An 18,039-nucleotide genomic window follows, 5' to 3' on the forward strand; every position below is an offset into this window, starting at 1 on the left:
AAAGTAAAGACTTTATAATTAAAATCTTTGCTTTTCTTATTTAATTTTTATCTATTTAATAATATTCTTCAACATCAAAACGGTCTGCATTCATTACCTTATTCCATGCATCTACAAAATCTTGTATGAACTTTTTCTCATTGCCATTAGATGCATATACCTCAGCAACTGCGCGAAGTTGTGAATTTGCTCCAAATATAAGATCAACTCTTGTTGCTGTCCACTTCCTCTTCCCTGTTTCTCTATCAAAACCTATAAATTTTTCCTTACATTCAGGTAACATATTCCACTGGGTATTAATATCAAGAAGATTTACAAAGAAATCATTTGTAAGACATTCTTCCCTCTTTGTAAACACCCCATCCTTTGATTGTTTATAATTAGTGTTTAACACACGCATACCGCCAATTAATACTGTCATTTCTGGAATAGTTAGTGTTAATAATTGTGCTCTATCAATTAACATTTCATCTGATGTTACTGCATATTTATCTTTCATATAGTTTCTAAATCCATCTGCCTTAGGTTCAAGAAAGCTAAATGACTTTATATCTGTTTCCTCTTGAGTTGCATCGGTTCGTCCTGGAGTAAAAGGAACTGTAATATTATACCCTACATTTTTTGCAGCTTGTTCAATACCAACACATCCACCTAATACAATAATATCAGCTAAAGAAACTTTCTTCCCCTTTGAATGTGACTTATTAAAACTCACTTGAATTCCTTCTAGGGTGTTTAAAACCTTGCTAAGCTTTTCAGGCTCATTAATTTGCCATTGTCTTTGTGGCTTTAGGCGTATTCTTGCCCCATTTGCCCCTCCACGCTTATCTGAACCACGAAATGTTGATGCAGATTTCCAAGCTGTTGTAACAAGTTCTGATATTGACAAGCCTGAAGCTAAAATCTTTTTCTTAAGCTCTGAAATATTCTTTTTATTAATCAATTTATAGTTAACTTTTGGCACTGGGTCTTGCCAGATAAAGCTTTCTTTTGGAACTTCTGGTCCAAGATACCTTGATATTGGTCCCATATCTCTATGGGTTAATTTAAACCAAGCCCTGGCAAAATCATCTTCTAATTTTTCTGGATTTTCTAGATAATACCTTGCTATTGGTTTGTAAATAGGATCATAAATAAGTGCTAAATCTGCTGTGGTCATCATAGGTGTATGCTTTTTTAATGGATCATAGGCATCAACTACCATATCCTCTTCATCTACATCTTTAGCTAACCATTGGTATGCTCCTGCAGGACTTTTAACTAATTCCCACTGATATTTAAATAATGTTTTTAAGTAACCCATTGTCCACTTTGTAGGCTCTGCTTTCCATGCACCTTCAATCCCACTACTTATGGTATCTGGGCCCTTACCAGTTATATAGCTATTTTGCCACCCCAACCCTTGCTGTTCAATAGGTGCAGCTTCTGGCTCTGGTCCAACATATGAAGGTGATGCAGCACCATGACATTTACCAAAAGTATGTCCACCTGCTATAAGCGCAACAGTCTCCTCATCATTCATTGCCATACGAGAGAATGTTATCCTTACATCATTGGCTGATGCCTTAGGGTCAGGGTTTCCATTTGGTCCCTCTGGGTTTACATAAATTAAGCCCATTTGTACAGCGGCAAGAGGATTTTCAAGTTCTTTATCATCTTTATTACGCTCATCTCCAAGCCATTCTTTTTCACTACCCCAGTAAATATCCTCCTGTGGTTCCCAAATATCCACTCTGCCACCACCAAAACCAATTGTCTTTAATCCCATAGATTCTAATGCGCAGTTACCTGTCAATATCATAAGGTCAGCCCAAGATATTTTATTTCCATATTTCTTTTTAATTGGCCAAAGTAAACGACGTGCTTTATCTAAATTTATATTATCTGGCCAGCTATTAAGTGGTGGAAAACGTTGCAATCCTAGCCCTCCACCTCCTCTACCATCACCAACTCTATAAGTTCCAGCGCTATGCCAGGCCATACGAATAAAGAATGGTCCATAGTGACCATAATCAGCAGGCCACCATTCCTTAGAATCTGTCATCAACTTATATAAATCATTCTTTAGTTCATAATAATCTAATTTTTTAAATTCTTCAGCGTAGTTAAAACCTTTAGACATAGGATTGCTTAGTTCTGAGTTTTGACGAAGAATATTAAGCTTAAGCTGCTTTGGCCACCAATACTCATTAGTTGGTCCCCCACCAGCTAATGCTTTGCTTGTTCTTCCTGTCACTGGACATTTCCCTTCTAACATAATACTATCCTTTCTCATATAAATACTATTACTAAATTATATAAATATATGAATAGTACTATGAGTGAATTTATTAATTTCTCTCGTCCATTAGATACAATCTTGGAAGTTAATCTATGAGGTAAAAATATATGGATTAATTTTAAGTATAAAAAATAGTAGCTTGAGACACAATTAGATAGCTACTATTCTTAACTCTTAAATTTAGTAAAAACCGCACTAATTGTATAGGTGGTTTTTCAACCTTTATATTATAATAATCATTACATAGAAAAAGTTCCAAGCAAAAGTCTGCTTAGAACTTAATTAACATTTTTATATTTTTCTTGCCTTGATAACAAAAGTTACAGGAATCATTTTAGCTTTTTGGGCGAATTTGCTGTGAATAGATTCAAGAATTTCATTATCAGACTCTTCGATCATTTCCTCAATGGCAAATCCAGTTTTAGCTAGTGCATTCACATATGTAGATAATTTCCTATCAGATAATGAAATTGCATCACCATCAAGTGCTACAGAATACCATCCTTCATCGAAATAGCATTTTTTAAAACTCAGCATATCACCTTCAACTGCGACACATTTGTGTATAGGATGAGACCAACTAAAAATGAACACTCCATCTTTCTTTAGATATGAGGCAATTCGTTTAAACGTGCCTTCAAGATCGGTTGTCCATCCTATTCCGTAAACCGAATAGACAATATCAAAGTAATCCCTTGGTATTCCACAGTCCTCTTCCATTGGCGAACAGATTAAATTTGCTGAAAGGTTGCAACTTGTTAAATGCTCCTTCGCTTTTACAATCTGCTCATTTGATATGTCGATTCCCCATAGTTCTGAAGCTTTCTTCTCACCTATATACTGCAAGGAACGCCCAGTTCCACAACCTATCTCCAATACCTTTTTGTCTGATATGTCACCAAAAAGTTGGCACTTCTCTTCTGAAATAAAGGCACCATATAAAGGAAGTGCCATTGTACCTATAACATCATTCCCCTTAATATCCCAAAAATGTTCGTTGGTTTTATGAATAGTCCTTTGATCCTTATCCACAGAAATTGCGAAACCAACATCACCACCACCTATGATACTTGCTCTCTGGTTTGAATCTTTCTCCACTGTAATCCCCTCCATCAATACTAATTTAAAGGTTAGGCGAGGATAAGGATTAAGTGTTACCCCCTTGTCTCGAGCCAAAGATGGTGCCAAACCATGTAATTTACTAAACGCTCTAGAAAATGCTGCTTGAGACTCATACCCATAACGTTGTGCAATGTCTATTATTTTCGCTCCTTTTTGAATATCTAAGGCTGCCATAGTTAATCGTCTGCTGCGTACATATTCAGATAATGGTATTTGAGCGAGAAAAGAAAAAATCCGACGAAACTCCCATTCCGAACAGTTCATAAATTGTGCTGCTGAATTATAATCAATCTTGTTAGATAAATTGTTTTCAATATATTCCATAGCTTGGTTCATACGCTTTTGCCAATCCATAACCTCACCTCCTGCAAGAATTATATCAAAGTTTTTAGAGCATTACTTTGCAGTAGGTGTATTTAAATGCAAAGTATATCATGTGCTGATATTCTTATTCTATTCTCCCTAAAGCAATTAGGAATTGTTTAAAATAAGGGTCTAACTTCTCTTAATAGTTTATTGTTTTTTAGCAGTTATTTATGATACGGTTCACCGCTATTTATCCTAAATGCTCTATACACTTGTTCAAGTAACATAACCCTGAACAGCTGATGCGGGAATGTCATCTTTGAAAAACACAATTTGTAGTTAGCTCTTTTTAAAACTGGTTCAGCTATACCTAAAGATCCTCCAATTACGAAGGTTATATTGCTCTTACCCTGTACACTTAAGGTACTAATTTTTTTTGCTAATTCCTCAGATGTTATATGATGCCCCTTTAAATCCAACGCAATAACAAAGGAAGTATCCTTGATCTTCTTAAGAATCAACTCTCCTTCCTTCTGCTTAATAATCTCCTCGTCTTTTTCTGAAGCATTATCAGGTGTCTTCTCATCTGGAACCTCAATAATGTTCAGCTTACAATACCTACCCAATCTCTTTGAGTATTCATCTATTGCAGCTTTTAAAAACTTCTCTTTTATCTTTCCAACTGAAACTATAGTTATGTTCATTTTCTATCCTCTTTTCTATCTTTTATCTTCTTATGTATATATAATATTACAAAATTCATTGCCACTATCATTATTCCCATAACTGTTAAAAATCCTAGATATAGAAAACGCATATCCCACTCGTCTAAATTAGGTATAGCATTCACCCATACAGCCCCCAAAAAAAGCATAATCGCTATACTAGGTAAAAATATTAATATCTTCATCTTTCCCTTTAAGTTTCTCATCCCAATAGTCAACATAACAGTTAAAATCAAAGCAACAACAACAAGTATTATAAAACTTTTTAAAAACATATAATTACCCTTTCCCTTTTAATTGTGCCCACCAATTCTCTTTTAATATATACTAAAAAATATCATACCTAATTCTATCAATAAATTACCAATTTTGTAAACACTATTTTATTATTCCCCTAAATGCACATACACCCGTGATGCCTTATATTCCAAAAATCTTATTGCTCAGTATACTGTCATTATAGCTGAGAAGTTCGAGTTCAAGGAACGCGTTGAACGAGCAACAGAGCGTATGAATTATATACGTGAGTAGCGCAGAGAGACGCAGTGACGCCGAAATCGGGCCTCTCAGCTATAATGACTCACCGCCGGTGAGTTTAGCTTTTACAATAGCAATAACTCATCCCACACCACTTCTAACCCAAAGTGCTCCTGTTGGACAATTTTTCATACATGCTCCACATTCTATACAACTGTTTTTATCCACAATCTTTGCCTTTTTATCTTCTATAAGAATAACATTATGTGGACAAACTGTTGAACACAGCTTACATCCTATACACTTATCCACATCTAACTTTATTGTGGATACATCTTTTATATATTTTAACGCCATTTTCTCCACCCCTATACTAAACACATAGTTATTATTGATATTCCTACCACTACTATGGATATTGGTATTGTCAATAATGTTTCTTTTAAAACTCCTGAGAAGGATGTATATGTTGTGCTTCCTGTAAAACTCAGTGTTATATTTGCAATCATTGTTATAACTAGAGCCATATATGATAGTATCCATATTACACTTTCACTCAGAAGAAATATATCTTTAAGTAACATTACAGGTATTATAAATATTATTCCCAATAATACTCCATTCAATGAGAATGATCTAAATGGTACCGCAGGAAGTAATAATGGAAATAGTATTGATGCAATACCTATCCCTATGATAAAAGGTATACTTTGATATATTGATCTGTTCAATGCTATATCCAAACTTCTGAATGTTATGAGGTTTGTCATTACCAATACAATTAATGCTATAAAATAGTACTTTATGCTCTGCATAAATTGTAAAGGTGTTAACTTTAATCTATCCATAAAATCAAAACGAACTCTTCTCATTTCCTCTGTTGCTTTGAATCTATTACTTATGAATTCTTTTAAGTCTTTTGCCCCTACTGGTCCAAAAACTATTCTATATCCCGTTGCTTTCCTCACTTCATGTGAATCAATTCCCGTAGCCCCTAGCTGTGGTACAATTAATACTTTATGATTTATTATTTTATCTAGTTTTACTGCTGCTATTCTTCTTATGAGTTCTCCTGTTCCAAAGGTGCCCTTTCCAGCGGCACACCAAACATTTACTCCAAATGTATTCAATATGAGCACCCAGCAATCAACACCTTCAAGTTCTTTTCTCACTGAATCAAATGTATATTTATAATTACACGAAACAATAACTGGTGATGTTGGTTTTGGATTTCCAATAGCATAAACCCCAGGTTTAATCATATAATTATCCCTTTTCCATCCAAAGAGTACCCCTATATTTTTTATTTTATCACTCTGCTTAATCTCAGTATCTATAATATCTATATTTCCTGTTTCTGTTGATATCTCTCCAAGCTTAATGTGTGATAACTCTTCAAATTCCTCTTTTGAGAAATCAATATCTCCATGTTTCTGTACATAGTCTATCCTAGACTGTATCTCTTTAGGTGCTCAGCATGCCTTTTTATTTAACTCATCATTCATTTCATTCACCTTCAATCCTTTAATATAATAAATTATACCCTATAACCCATATTTCCACAAAGATATCCCGTTTTTATTAGCAAAAACTAAACCAGCACAAACTCTGTAAAGCACTTATATTTCTGTACTTACATCATTATTATGCTGGTCTATTCTGACTTTATATATTGATTACTTTAATATACTATATATATTACCGTCAATAAATTCAAACTATTATATTTTAAATTTGTCTATTTGATCATTAAGTTTTAGTGAAAAATCATTGAGCCTTTGAGCACTTTCTGTAACCTGATCAATAGCTAAAGATTGCTGTTGAACAGATGCAGTTACTTCTTCCGATGAAGCAGCCGTTTCTTCTGATACTGCTGAAATACTTTCAATTGATTTAACTATTAAATCCTTGTCTTCCATTACATCATTTACATATTTAGTAACTTCTTCTATCTTGTTAGTAATAACATATATTGATTTTGATATGTTTTCAAAGGCATTATTTGCTTCTTCTACTGATTTAGTTTGATCTGTTGAAACAACTCTAACTTCATTCATAATTTGAACAGCATTGTTACTTTCCTGCATTGTAGCATTTACTATTTCTTTTATTTCATTAGTTGCGCTACTTGAACCATCTGCTAACTTTCTTATTTCTTCAGCAACTACAGCAAACCCTTTTCCTGCTTCCCCTGCTCTCGCTGCTTCTATTGAAGCATTTAACGCTAATAAATTTGTTTGATCTGCTATTGATCCTATAGTTTCTAGTATGTTCTGAATAGCGCTAGATTGTTCACTTAATCGCTTTATTGCAACTTCAATTTTATCGATAGACTTATTATTTAAATCTGTTTTTTCTTTAAGCCCTTTTACTACATTAACACCATTTGTATTTATATTTATTACTTCATTTGCATTTTCCGCCATAGTATCAGTATTATTAGCAAGTTGGTTAAATTTATTATCTAAATTTAATCCAAGTTTTGCTCCATTTTCTGCATCCATAGCTTGTTGACTAGCACCTTGTGCTATCTGTTCAACAGAGTTTACTATTTCTTCATTTGATGCACTAACTTCTTCTGATGTAGCTGCTAAATTTCTCGCTGCATCTGATACTTGTTCACTTACATTCTTTGTCTCAAATAGAAGCTCTTTAACATTTTCTATCATAACATTAAAATTATTTGCAAGATTACCTATTTCATCATTTGATTTAATATCCAGTTTTACTGTAAAATCTCCATCTTTTACTTTATTCATTTCTTCTGTTATTTTAGTAATAGATCCTGTAAGATTTCGTGAAAACATTATTCCCACTACTGAGAAAAGTAAAACTATAATTGCACTTATTATTACAACAGTAATAAGCATACCATTAACATCATCATCGACTTCATCCAAATATAACGCTGATAAAACAGTCCATTCCATTTCAGGCATTTTCTTAAATGCAGAGAATTTCTTAGAAATGCTACCATCTGCTTCTTTCCAATCATACTCTACAATTCCCTCTTCTAAACTATTTTTCAACATATCATGTATTTCTTCCACATGAATTTCCTGACCCACTAAATCACTATTTTTATGTGTAATAAAGTTACCATAAGAATCTAAAATATAAGGATATCCTTTTTCCCCTACCTTTATAGAATTAATTTTTTCATTTAATTTATCTAATGGTATTGTTATAGACACTACTCCAACTAATTTATTTTTATTTCCACTTTCATAAACTGGTGCTGCACAAGCAATTGACAGTTTCCCATTAACTACATCTTCATATATATCACTAAATATAGTTTCTTTTTTTTCTACAGCTTTTTTATACCAAGGTCTTATTCTTGGATCATAATCACTAGCCATAGTTTTTTCAGGATACATTCTAAAGTTACCATCTACAGTTCCCATATATATGTGAGTTCCATCTGGATAACTATCCATATAATTTTCAAATAATTCCATTAAAAATGGTTCATATTCAGGATGAATTAATATATCCTCAGCATCAACATTTTTACTGATCATCTCAATACCGTATTTATACCCATCAAAATAATGTTCAACAGATTGCTCAATATCATTATTCAATTGTTGCATAGAATCTTTAAATTGCTTTTCTACTATTGTTTTGGATTTGACATAAGCTATGGTTCCTAAACTAACAATAGGAATGATTATTAATGCTAAAACTAAAATAATCATTTTGTTTCTAATCGTAAGCGTTGCAGAATTTTTCTTGTTCTTAGCTTTTTTACTGCCCATAAGTTTTCCCCCCAAGTTTTTTAATAATACATTATTATATTACATTTAAAATACAAATAAAAAATACCACCATAAAACTATATAAAGTACTTATTCATTGTACTTACATGGTTAATATGCTGGTTAATGTTCTGGTTTACTTCTAATTGTAAAAATAACATTTCCTATCAATCCTCTCGAATTTTTATTTAAATTTATATAATATATTAATGTACCAATATAGTTTGTCCAATCATCCTTGATATATTTCTTCATTCATATTTAATAAATATTATACACCATTTTTCTACTTTTTTCAACATAATTCCATTTTTTTAAGTCTATATATTAATATCACTAAAAATTTAAATCATGATTCAAAATTTTATTATTTTTGTGTATATTTTTCTACATATATCGTCTTAAATGAACCCCTATAGCTTTCATTTAATTCAAATACTTGATACTTTTCATATTGAAATTCATCCATTAAAAGACAATAATATTAACTTTTTAGAAATATATACTTCACTGTATTTATTAAAATAACATATTAGTATACTATATTGTTATAGTACATATATCATATACCTCTATGATGGAAAGGGGTTTAACCACAGACATGAATACATCAGTACTTACAATAACAGTATTAAGTATTATTTTAATTGCATGCATATTATTATACAAAATATCATCATTTGTTTTTAAAAGAAAAAAAAGCTCACTATCACATAAAGAAAGCCTAAAGATTAAGAATAAGCTTAAATCAATGACTCCAAGACAGTATGAGATCTTTTGTTCTAACCTTTTTGCTCTTATGGGATATAAGGTTTTGATTACAAAAGAAAGTAACGATGGTGGAAAAGATATTGTTTTGAGAAAACTCAATAAAGTATACTATGTGGAATGTAAATGCTTTACTAACTCTCAAGTTAGCAGACCAATTGCTCAAAAATTAGTTGGTGCATTAGTTGGAGATAAACTACCTCCTAGAAATGGTATTATTATAACTACAACAGCATATTCTAAAGGCTGCATTGAATATAGTAAATCAGTTGGATTAAAGCTCATTGATTTAAATGAAACAATAAATATAGTATCATCTTTTGATCCTAAAAAAAGAAAACAACTTATATAAATGCAAAAGAGACTCGGTTTTAAACCAAGTCTCTTTTGCATTTATATAGAATTGTAGAATATTAAGCCTCAATATCCATTGCTTTTCCATTGATAGACTTCATTATGAAGTACATTGGAATACCAATTACTAGCCCACCAAATCCGATTAATATTTTGGTTGGATCTTCTAATGCTGCATGATATAATAACCAAACAGAAACTGCTGTAGCCAGAATAGGCACAACTGGTCCAAATGGAATTCTGAATGAAGATTCTCTATCTGCATATTTCTTTCTGAATACTAATACAGCTATACAAGTAGGAATATACTGAAGGAATCTTGAAATAACACTAATCTGTAATAAGAATGAGAATGATCCTGTTACAGCTAGTAATAATGATAATGCAACTGAAACTATTATAGCAACCGCTGGTGCTCCATGCTTATTCTTCTTAGCAACAAATGCTGGCAGTAATCCTTGCTCTGCTAAAGCAACTGCTGCTCTAGGAGTATGGAAAGATGATGCCATGTTAATACCACCAACTGAAATAATTGTACCAGCTACTATAAATGCTTTACCAGCTCCACCAAACATAACTTGTGCTGCATCAGCAACCGGTGCATCTGATCCTGCTAATGCTCCTCCTAAAACCCCTGTAGAAATAGCCATAACTAACACATATATTATTGAAACAAATAACATTACTAATACAAGTGCTTTTGGAATATTTTTTTCTGGACTCTCCATTTCCTCAGCTGCAACTGCTAAAGATTCGAATCCTGTATACGCGTAGAATATTATTAATGATGCCGCAAAGAATGATTGTGTAAATGTTTGTCCTTCTGGAATTATTGTAAATGGCGTAAAGTTAGCACCTTTGATAAAGAATATACCAACCATAACAAATAATAATAACGGAACTAATTTACCGATTGTAACAACGTTGTTAACAATCTTAGAAGCTTTAACACCCATAAGGTTCATTACTGCTAATCCAATAAGCATTGCAGCAGTAACTATAAGTCTCCCTGGGTTGTGTCCAACAGCTGGAAATACTGTTGCAAGTGTACTTGCAAAGAAGTTTGCCATAGCAGACCATGCAATTATACAAATTGCCCATTTCATAAACCCAACTTCAAAACCAATAAAGTCACCGAAAGCTTCTTTTGCATAAATATAAGGTCCCCCGTTAACTTTAAACCAACTTCCAGCTTCTGCGAAACATAGCGCTATAGAAACCGATAATAACATACAGAAAATAATAACTAACATACTTGCTGGTCCCATAAGCTTGTACGCTTTTCCTGGCAATCCGAAGATACCAGACCCTATGATTGAGTTAATACCCAATAGAACAATACTAAATAAACCTAACTTATTCTTGTTCTCCATTTAAATCTTCCTCCCTAAAACTATTTTGTTTTTCTTGCTTCTTCAATAAGTCTCTTGAAGATATTTAACATTTCTGGGCTTTCCTTTGTCATCATCTCTGGATGCCATTGAACTCCCAAAACAAAATGTTCACCTTGTTTTTCAATAGCTTCTACCAAACCATCTTTAGCTTTTGCCACTACCTTATACCCACATGGCACATCTTTTACGCCTAAATGATGGAAACTATTGATCATTGCTGTTTCACCTAAGATTTCATGAAGCTTACTTCCCACCTCAACATCGGCTGAATGTGTTGCCACATTAGAAAGATGAGCTTGGTTATGCTTTATATATGATCCATCAATAAATGATAAATCTTGATATAAACTTCCACCTTTTGTAACGGCTATGATATGTTCACCTCTACACACTCCTAATATTGGCATTTTCATATCATCTGCAATATTCATTAATGCTATATCAAACTTATCTCTTATTGGAAGAATTCCACCTAACTTACTTGAAGGTTCTTCTCCCCATTCAAGTGGATTAACATCATGTCCACCAGATAAAATTAAAGCATCAACATTTTTTAACTGCTCTTTAATAACCTCTTCATCATGTACAACAGGAATAATATATGGAATTCCACCAGCCATAACTACAGATTGCACATAATCATCATTTACATACGATCTCTTGTATCCTGGGAACATTCCTCCCTCATCAATGATATAACTTCCTGAAATACCAACTACAATTTTGTCCTTAACCATATAGGTTGCCTCCTACTATCAATCTTGATTACATAAAACAATAAAGCAATAACCATGCCAACTTATTAATAAAATTCACTTTTTATTAATAAATTTAGAATTTACTTAATACTTTTAAAATACTTAAAACAGTATTTTATTACATATGACATTAAAAATAAGCACAAAAAAAGGTGCCTTAGACGCAGCTACCGCTACTGAGCACCCTTCCTAATCTAGCAGGAGAAGTATTCCCCATACAACTTTTTTTGATTTTATTAATATATTATCTAAAGCCTTTATACCTTCCATTGAATAGAATTTCATCGACAGTATGTCTTATGTTTCATCTTTTAATAATAATGTTCAACAATTTTTGATAAATGCTTATATTTTTTTGTTTTCTTTCTTTTTTATAGGATAAACAGGATTCTATTTATCCTATTTAATTTCCTATTTATTTTCAAATGCCTAATGCACATATTCCAAGAATCCTACTCCTTTTTCAGATATCTTACTTCCCCCTCTTCCAACAGAAGATTTTATTAACTCTAAGTTATCCAAAAGGTTCAACACCTTTTTCATTTCTCCCTCAGAACAAAATATATCCTTTTGATTAAGTATGCTTATTAAACTATTCCTCCCCAGGCCCTTTCCACTTTTTGTATTATCATTCAATATTTTCAATACACTTATAGCATTATCATAACTCTTCTTATCATTTAATACATCAATCTCAACTTCATAATTATTGTTATACTTAATTCTAATATATTCTGGAAGATCATTTATTGTAACATAATCACCCTCACAAAGAGTATCAATATATGAAGCTACATTTTTTAATTCTCTTATATTACCGTTCCAATTATAATTTTGCAAAATCTCTTCTACACATGATCCAAGCTCAAGATTTCTTTTCATAAAATGCTTCAATAAAAGGATTATATCTTCTTTCCTTTCTCTAAGAGAAGGTATTCTTATGGGAAACACATTAAGCCTATAATATAAATCATCTCTAAATTTCCCTTCAGTTATTAATTCGAGAAGACATTTATTCGTAGCTGCCACCACTCTTACATCTATATCTATAACACTCTCTCCACCTATTCTCATTACTTGTCTTTCTTGTAACACTCTTAAAATTTTTGTTTGTAGATGAAGCGGCATGTCTCCTATTTCATCTAGAAATATTGTTCCATGATTCGCTTGTTCAAATAATCCTCGCTTTCCCTCCTTACTTGCCCCAGTAAAAGCGCCACTTTCGTAACCAAATAGTTCACTTTCAAGTAAGTTTTCCGGCATAGCAGCACAGTTTATAGCTATAAATGGCTGCTTTTTTCTATCTGATGCATTATGAATTGATTGAGCCAATAATTCCTTTCCTGTTCCACTTTCTCCAGTTATTAATACTGTTAATTCTGTTTTCGCAATCTTCTTTGAAAAAGATTTACACTTAATCATTCTATCTGAAGATGTAATTATATCCCCTAGTTCATATCTTGCTATCTGACCCTTTTGCCTTAATTTTTTGCTTAGATTCTGCTCTAATTGCCTAATATATGTTATCTCCTGTATATTAATATATGCGCCATTTTTTTTACCTAAATAATTCAATGTTTTCTTATTTATATTAAGATATTTTGATTCAATATTCACAACCTCATCTACTATATTCTCGTCATGTAATAAAAAGGAGAGTTTATCTTTGAAAATATCATTAATGTTAGCATCTTTAACTTGGCTATTGTTAAGCTCCATTATTTCCAGAAATTTTTTGTTATATGTTGTAATTTTCCCCTCTGGAGAACTAAGTAATATTCCATCCTTTGATAAATTTATCAGGGTATCCATGTGTTCATTTCTAATAACTAACTCTTTTTGCCTTTGATCTATACCAGAATGTATATTTATGAGTTTATCTGAATATTTAACAATTCTATCAATAATATCCTTATCCTTAATTTCAAGATGAGATACTATTTTATAGAATGTAGCTATATCAATTATTCTATTTCCTAAATCAATTATTTTATCAATGTATTGTGGAACAAAATTACTCTCACCAGGAGTTATTGCAATTTTGATATTTTCATAATCATTTTTGAAATCATATGGAATAAGATTTAAATGATTAATTCCTATTTGATAAAGAAGTGATACTGTCTGTAGTGTTGTTTCATAATTATCATTCACAACCAAAATATCCATATTATCAGGTATTTCAAATACCCTATAAATTTCTTTTGCCTTTATAGCTCTATCTATTACTATTATTCTTTTACTATCATCCACGTAATTTTTAGCCTTTAGTACTCTATCCTTTATCATAACAAGTACTACATTTTCTTCTAATTTATCCCCTTCTTTTAGCTTATTAAAATGATATAGATTAATCTCAGCATACCCTTCAAATATTTCATATAAATTGTTTTTCAAGAAGATATCAAGTTTATTTATGCCATCAGTTACTACAGCAATACTTTTCACTTTTGTTCACCCCACAACTTAGTTTCTATCTTTATTATAACAAAAAAACATAGCCATAGTGGCTATGTTTAAATATGTTATATCTAGTTGTTTATCTATATCTTAATTCTCAAAAGTTCTATTATTGAACCTTAAATAATTCAATCAATTCATTAAGATTGTCTGAGAGTGATTTCAGCATTTCACTTTGAGCACCTATTTCCTCAAATGTTGCAGCTTGTCCTTCTATTCTATTATTTATCTCATCTGAAGACACTGCTGTTTCTTGTGTTGATTGTGAGAAGTCACTTATTCCTCTAGCAATCTCCTCAATTATATTTGATTGATTCTTAGATAATGATGATATATTCTTGATTTTATTTACTATTCCTTCAATAAGATCAATAATATTCTTAAATTCTGCATTAGTTTCAGTTGCCTTATCAACACAGTTATCTACTATGTCCTGTTCTTCTTCAATTTTCTTATAGGCCTCTTCACTCTTAACATTTATTTCTGAAACAATTTCAGTTATACTATTTGCAGAGTCTTTACTTTCTTCTGCTAATTTTCTTATTTCTTCAGCAACAACAGCAAATCCTCTTCCTTGTTCTCCTGCTCTAGCTGCTTCAATAGCAGCATTAAGGGCAAGTAGATTTGTCTGATCTGATATATCCGTAATCATGTTAGTTATATTGTGTATTCTTGATGACAATTCATTAAATTCTTTCATTATATCAAATATTTCCTTTGAAGATCCTTTAACAGAGTTTATACTATTATGAACTTCATTTAATTTTTCAACACCATAGTTAACCGAACTCATCATGCTCTTACTATCATCATCTATTTCTGTTGCCTCATTTGAAACAATATAAGCCCCATTAGATATTTCTTCTATACTAGCACTTATTTCTTCTGCAAGACTTGAATTGTTCTGAACAGAATCAGAAACAACATCCATTTTTACTGAGATATCTTGTACATTATTATTAGCACTCTCAATAGCATAATTGATTTCCGTTACTGAACTATTTAAGTTATCAGATTGCTCTTTAACTTTTATAATTAAATTTTTTATCTTATCCACAAATTTATTGAAACCATGAGCCATTTCATTCAACTCATCTCTTGATTTAACAGTTAATGTCTTTGTTAAGTCTCCATCACCTTCTGCAATGTCATTTAAAAGTATATTAACGCTTTTTATTGGTTTTGATATTATACCTGATAACACAAGAGCACATATTATTGCAATTATTGAACTAATAACAGCCATTATAATAAGAGTACCTTTTACCATAAATTCAGTATCTGCTATTTCCTGATCTATTGCATCCTTTAAAACATTAAAATGTACATGCACTTCTTCAATACTTTTTGAATTATCCCCAAATAAACCTTCTTCTGAAGTTAATCCTATTATAACATTCTCATCAACTATCTTATTGAAAATTTTCTCATATAACTCAAGTTGATTATTTAACTTTTCCTTATCTTCAAAATCACTAATCATAATTTCTTCTTTTATAGCCTGGGCACTAGAATTAAATTTTTCTCTATATTTCAAGCTTTTCCTTAACATGAAATCCTTCTCATTACGTCTTAATTCAAGTAATAATATTATTAATCTATCATTGTTATTTTTTTTCACTACTTCCTCAACATTATGTATATATCCTCTCATCTCACCAGCATATCCATAATTCTCGATTCCGATATTTTTAACATGTGTAACGATATCTTGAAATCCTTTGTTATATTGATTTAATTGTTCTTTTATCTCTTTAAATGATGACTTATCAAACTCCTCATTTAATTCACTGATACCTTTTTCTACTTCATCAAGCTTTACAATCAAATCATTATATTCATCATTAAACTTTTTCCCATAAACGTTCGTTCCACTATATAGTTCTTCATCGTATTTACCATAAATATAAAAATCTCGTTCTATGGTTTCAAGATCATTTATTAAGATCTCAATTTCTTTACTAGCTCCAAATGTAGGAATTATCTTTTTATAAACCTGATTATAACCAAGTAAACTAACCCCTACTATAGATAGAGATATAACTATCATTGCTAAAAAAGCACTTAATAACTTAACTCTTATTGAAAATCGTTTTTTCATAAAGTAACCCCCTACCAGTATAATGATATATGCTATACAATATATATCATATAGCATATATTATATCTCAATTTCGATTAATTTTCACCATAAATTTGTATAATTTTATACATCCAATGAATTTTTTATATTATGTTGCGTTTCTTGTCGATTAAGTTATAGTATTTTCTTGAAAATATTAAAAAGCGTAGATTATTCTCTTGAATAATCTACGCTTTTTATTTAATATATCTACTTACCACAGCATTTTTTATATTTTTTACCTGAACCACATGTACAAGGCTCATTTCTACCTATTTTAGCTTCTTTAACTACAGTTTTAGATTTTTTATATTCTTTAGCAATTTCTTTTCTCTTTTCCTCAGTGAATATTTCATCCCACTCAGGTAACTCATATAAGTAATCTGCACTTGCATCTAACATGTTGAAATATAATTTTTCTAAATTAATTTCAAGCTTAACATCGCTATCAATAGTTAATTCTTCTAGTTCAATTTGATTCTCTAAGCTATCATTGATTCCATCCATAATTCCAACGAAATAAACATTTGTTATTCCGAATTCTACAGCTAAATCTCTAACTTTTCCTTCAATTACTTTAGGCTCACTTAAGAATTTTTTGTAGAATTGAATTTCAACTTTTCCATACTCATCCCAAAAAGCTTGCTCTCCACGTGTTTTAACAATCTCAATTACTGTATCTGTCCATTGCTTATATATACTCATTTCTTTATCCCCTTTTGAATTTATTATAAGTTAATTACTTTACTTATTTTATCTCTGTTTGTCATAATAAGATTTATATCCTGACCAATTTTTATTCCTTGTGATTCTAGTATAACCTCAACTGTCTTATACGCTAAATCTGGATGATTATTAGTCTTACTTAAATGTCCAAGATAAATGTGTTTTTTATCACCATTAAAAATCTTCAAAATACCTTCTGCACAAGCTTCATTAGATATATGTCCAAAATCACTCAATATTCTTTTCTTAAGAACGTAAGGGTAAGGCCCAAACTTTAGCATTTCTACATCATGATTACATTCTAAAAGAATTATTTCACAATCCTTGATTTTATTATGAATATCTTCAGTTAATATCCCTAAATCAGTGACAATTCCTGTTTTTCTATTACCACTATGTATAATATATCCACAAGAATCAGCTGCATCATGTGACGTTTTGAATGGTTCAACAAGAATATTACCTATCTCCACCGGTTTAGTAATGGTTTTAATATTTTCATCCTTTATCTTTCCTATTTTCCCATACATGGCTTTCCATGTCAACTCATTAGCATATATCGGAATGTCATATTTTCTAGATAATACTCCAACTCCTTTTATATGATCACTATGTTCATGAGTAATGAATATTCCTTTTATATTGCTAGTGTCTTCTTCTATCTCACTCATAGCAATATCTATTCTTTTCCCAGGTAATCCTGCATCAATAAGAATCTTATCTTCTCCTTCACCAAAGAAGATACTGTTTCCACTGCTTCCACTATATAACGGACAAAATTTCAT

At 31.3% G+C, this 18,039-nt stretch carries 14 protein-coding genes; 1 reads left to right on the top strand and 13 read right to left on the bottom strand.

Annotation, left to right across the window (positions count from 1 at the left end; genetic code table 11):
* Nucleotides 1–55: 55 nt before the first annotated feature.
* From katG to KDK92_RS21280, 7 genes are all read right to left on the bottom strand, one after another.
* Nucleotides 56–2,257 carry a catalase/peroxidase HPI gene (gene katG, locus KDK92_RS21250; RefSeq protein ID WP_250861523.1) on the bottom strand — a complete coding sequence of 734 codons (2,202 nt, stop codon included), beginning with the start codon at nt 2,255–2,257 and terminating at the stop codon, nt 56–58.
* Between the two features lie 315 nt (nt 2,258–2,572).
* Entirely contained in the window at nt 2,573–3,739 is a 1,167-nt protein-coding gene (locus tag KDK92_RS21255) for a methyltransferase domain-containing protein (protein ID WP_250861424.1), read from the bottom strand.
* A gap of 194 nt (nt 3,740–3,933) precedes the next feature.
* The gene (rlmH, locus tag KDK92_RS21260; protein ID WP_250861425.1) at nt 3,934–4,413 is read right to left on the bottom strand and encodes a 23S rRNA (pseudouridine(1915)-N(3))-methyltransferase RlmH; all 480 of its coding nucleotides are present in this window, start codon (nt 4,411–4,413) and stop codon (nt 3,934–3,936) included.
* Nucleotides 4,410–4,709, bottom strand: a complete 300-nt coding sequence (locus KDK92_RS21265; RefSeq protein WP_250861426.1) for a hypothetical protein — start codon at nt 4,707–4,709, stop codon at nt 4,410–4,412. The genes rlmH and KDK92_RS21265 overlap by 4 nt, the downstream gene beginning before the upstream one ends.
* A gap of 343 nt (nt 4,710–5,052) precedes the next feature.
* Nucleotides 5,053–5,268 (bottom strand): 4Fe-4S binding protein, encoded by a 216-nt coding sequence (locus KDK92_RS21270; protein WP_276576076.1) that lies wholly within the window; start codon nt 5,266–5,268, stop codon nt 5,053–5,055.
* 11 nt (nt 5,269–5,279) lie between these two features.
* The gene (gene hgcA / locus KDK92_RS21275; RefSeq protein WP_264175413.1) at nt 5,280–6,416 is read right to left on the bottom strand and encodes a mercury methylation corrinoid protein HgcA; all 1,137 of its coding nucleotides are present in this window, start codon (nt 6,414–6,416) and stop codon (nt 5,280–5,282) included.
* A gap of 216 nt (nt 6,417–6,632) precedes the next feature.
* Nucleotides 6,633–8,672 (bottom strand): methyl-accepting chemotaxis protein, encoded by a 2,040-nt coding sequence (locus tag KDK92_RS21280; RefSeq protein ID WP_250861427.1) that lies wholly within the window; start codon nt 8,670–8,672, stop codon nt 6,633–6,635.
* A gap of 601 nt (nt 8,673–9,273) precedes the next feature.
* On the opposite strand from KDK92_RS21280, the gene KDK92_RS21285 reads away from it, so the two are divergent.
* Nucleotides 9,274–9,792, top strand: coding sequence for a restriction endonuclease (locus tag KDK92_RS21285; protein ID WP_250861428.1), 519 nt, complete (start codon nt 9,274–9,276; stop codon nt 9,790–9,792).
* Nucleotides 9,793–9,853: 61 nt separating this feature from the next.
* Here the strand turns inward: KDK92_RS21285 and KDK92_RS21290 are convergent, their stop codons facing one another.
* The 6 genes from KDK92_RS21290 to KDK92_RS21315 form a co-directional block, all read right to left on the bottom strand.
* Entirely contained in the window at nt 9,854–11,167 is a 1,314-nt protein-coding gene (locus KDK92_RS21290) for an APC family permease (RefSeq protein ID WP_250861429.1), read from the bottom strand.
* Nucleotides 11,168–11,187: 20 nt separating this feature from the next.
* On the bottom strand, nt 11,188–11,925 hold the full coding sequence (locus tag KDK92_RS21295; protein WP_250861430.1) for a gamma-glutamyl-gamma-aminobutyrate hydrolase family protein: 738 nt from the start codon (nt 11,923–11,925) through the stop codon (nt 11,188–11,190).
* A 450-nt stretch (nt 11,926–12,375) separates the two neighbouring features.
* Entirely contained in the window at nt 12,376–14,394 is a 2,019-nt protein-coding gene (locus tag KDK92_RS21300) for a sigma-54 interaction domain-containing protein (RefSeq protein ID WP_250861431.1), read from the bottom strand.
* 121 nt (nt 14,395–14,515) lie between these two features.
* Entirely contained in the window at nt 14,516–16,507 is a 1,992-nt protein-coding gene (locus tag KDK92_RS21305) for a methyl-accepting chemotaxis protein (RefSeq protein ID WP_250861432.1), read from the bottom strand.
* Between the two features lie 231 nt (nt 16,508–16,738).
* Complete coding sequence (locus KDK92_RS21310; protein WP_250861433.1) at nt 16,739–17,233, bottom strand: SEC-C metal-binding domain-containing protein; 495 nt, start codon at nt 17,231–17,233, stop codon at nt 16,739–16,741.
* 23 nt (nt 17,234–17,256) lie between these two features.
* Nucleotides 17,257–18,039, bottom strand: a complete 783-nt coding sequence (locus tag KDK92_RS21315) for an MBL fold metallo-hydrolase (RefSeq protein ID WP_250861525.1) — start codon at nt 18,037–18,039, stop codon at nt 17,257–17,259.

It is taken from the genome of Oceanirhabdus seepicola, assembly GCF_023684385.1.
GTDB lineage: Bacteria > Bacillota > Clostridia > Clostridiales > Clostridiaceae > Oceanirhabdus > Oceanirhabdus seepicola.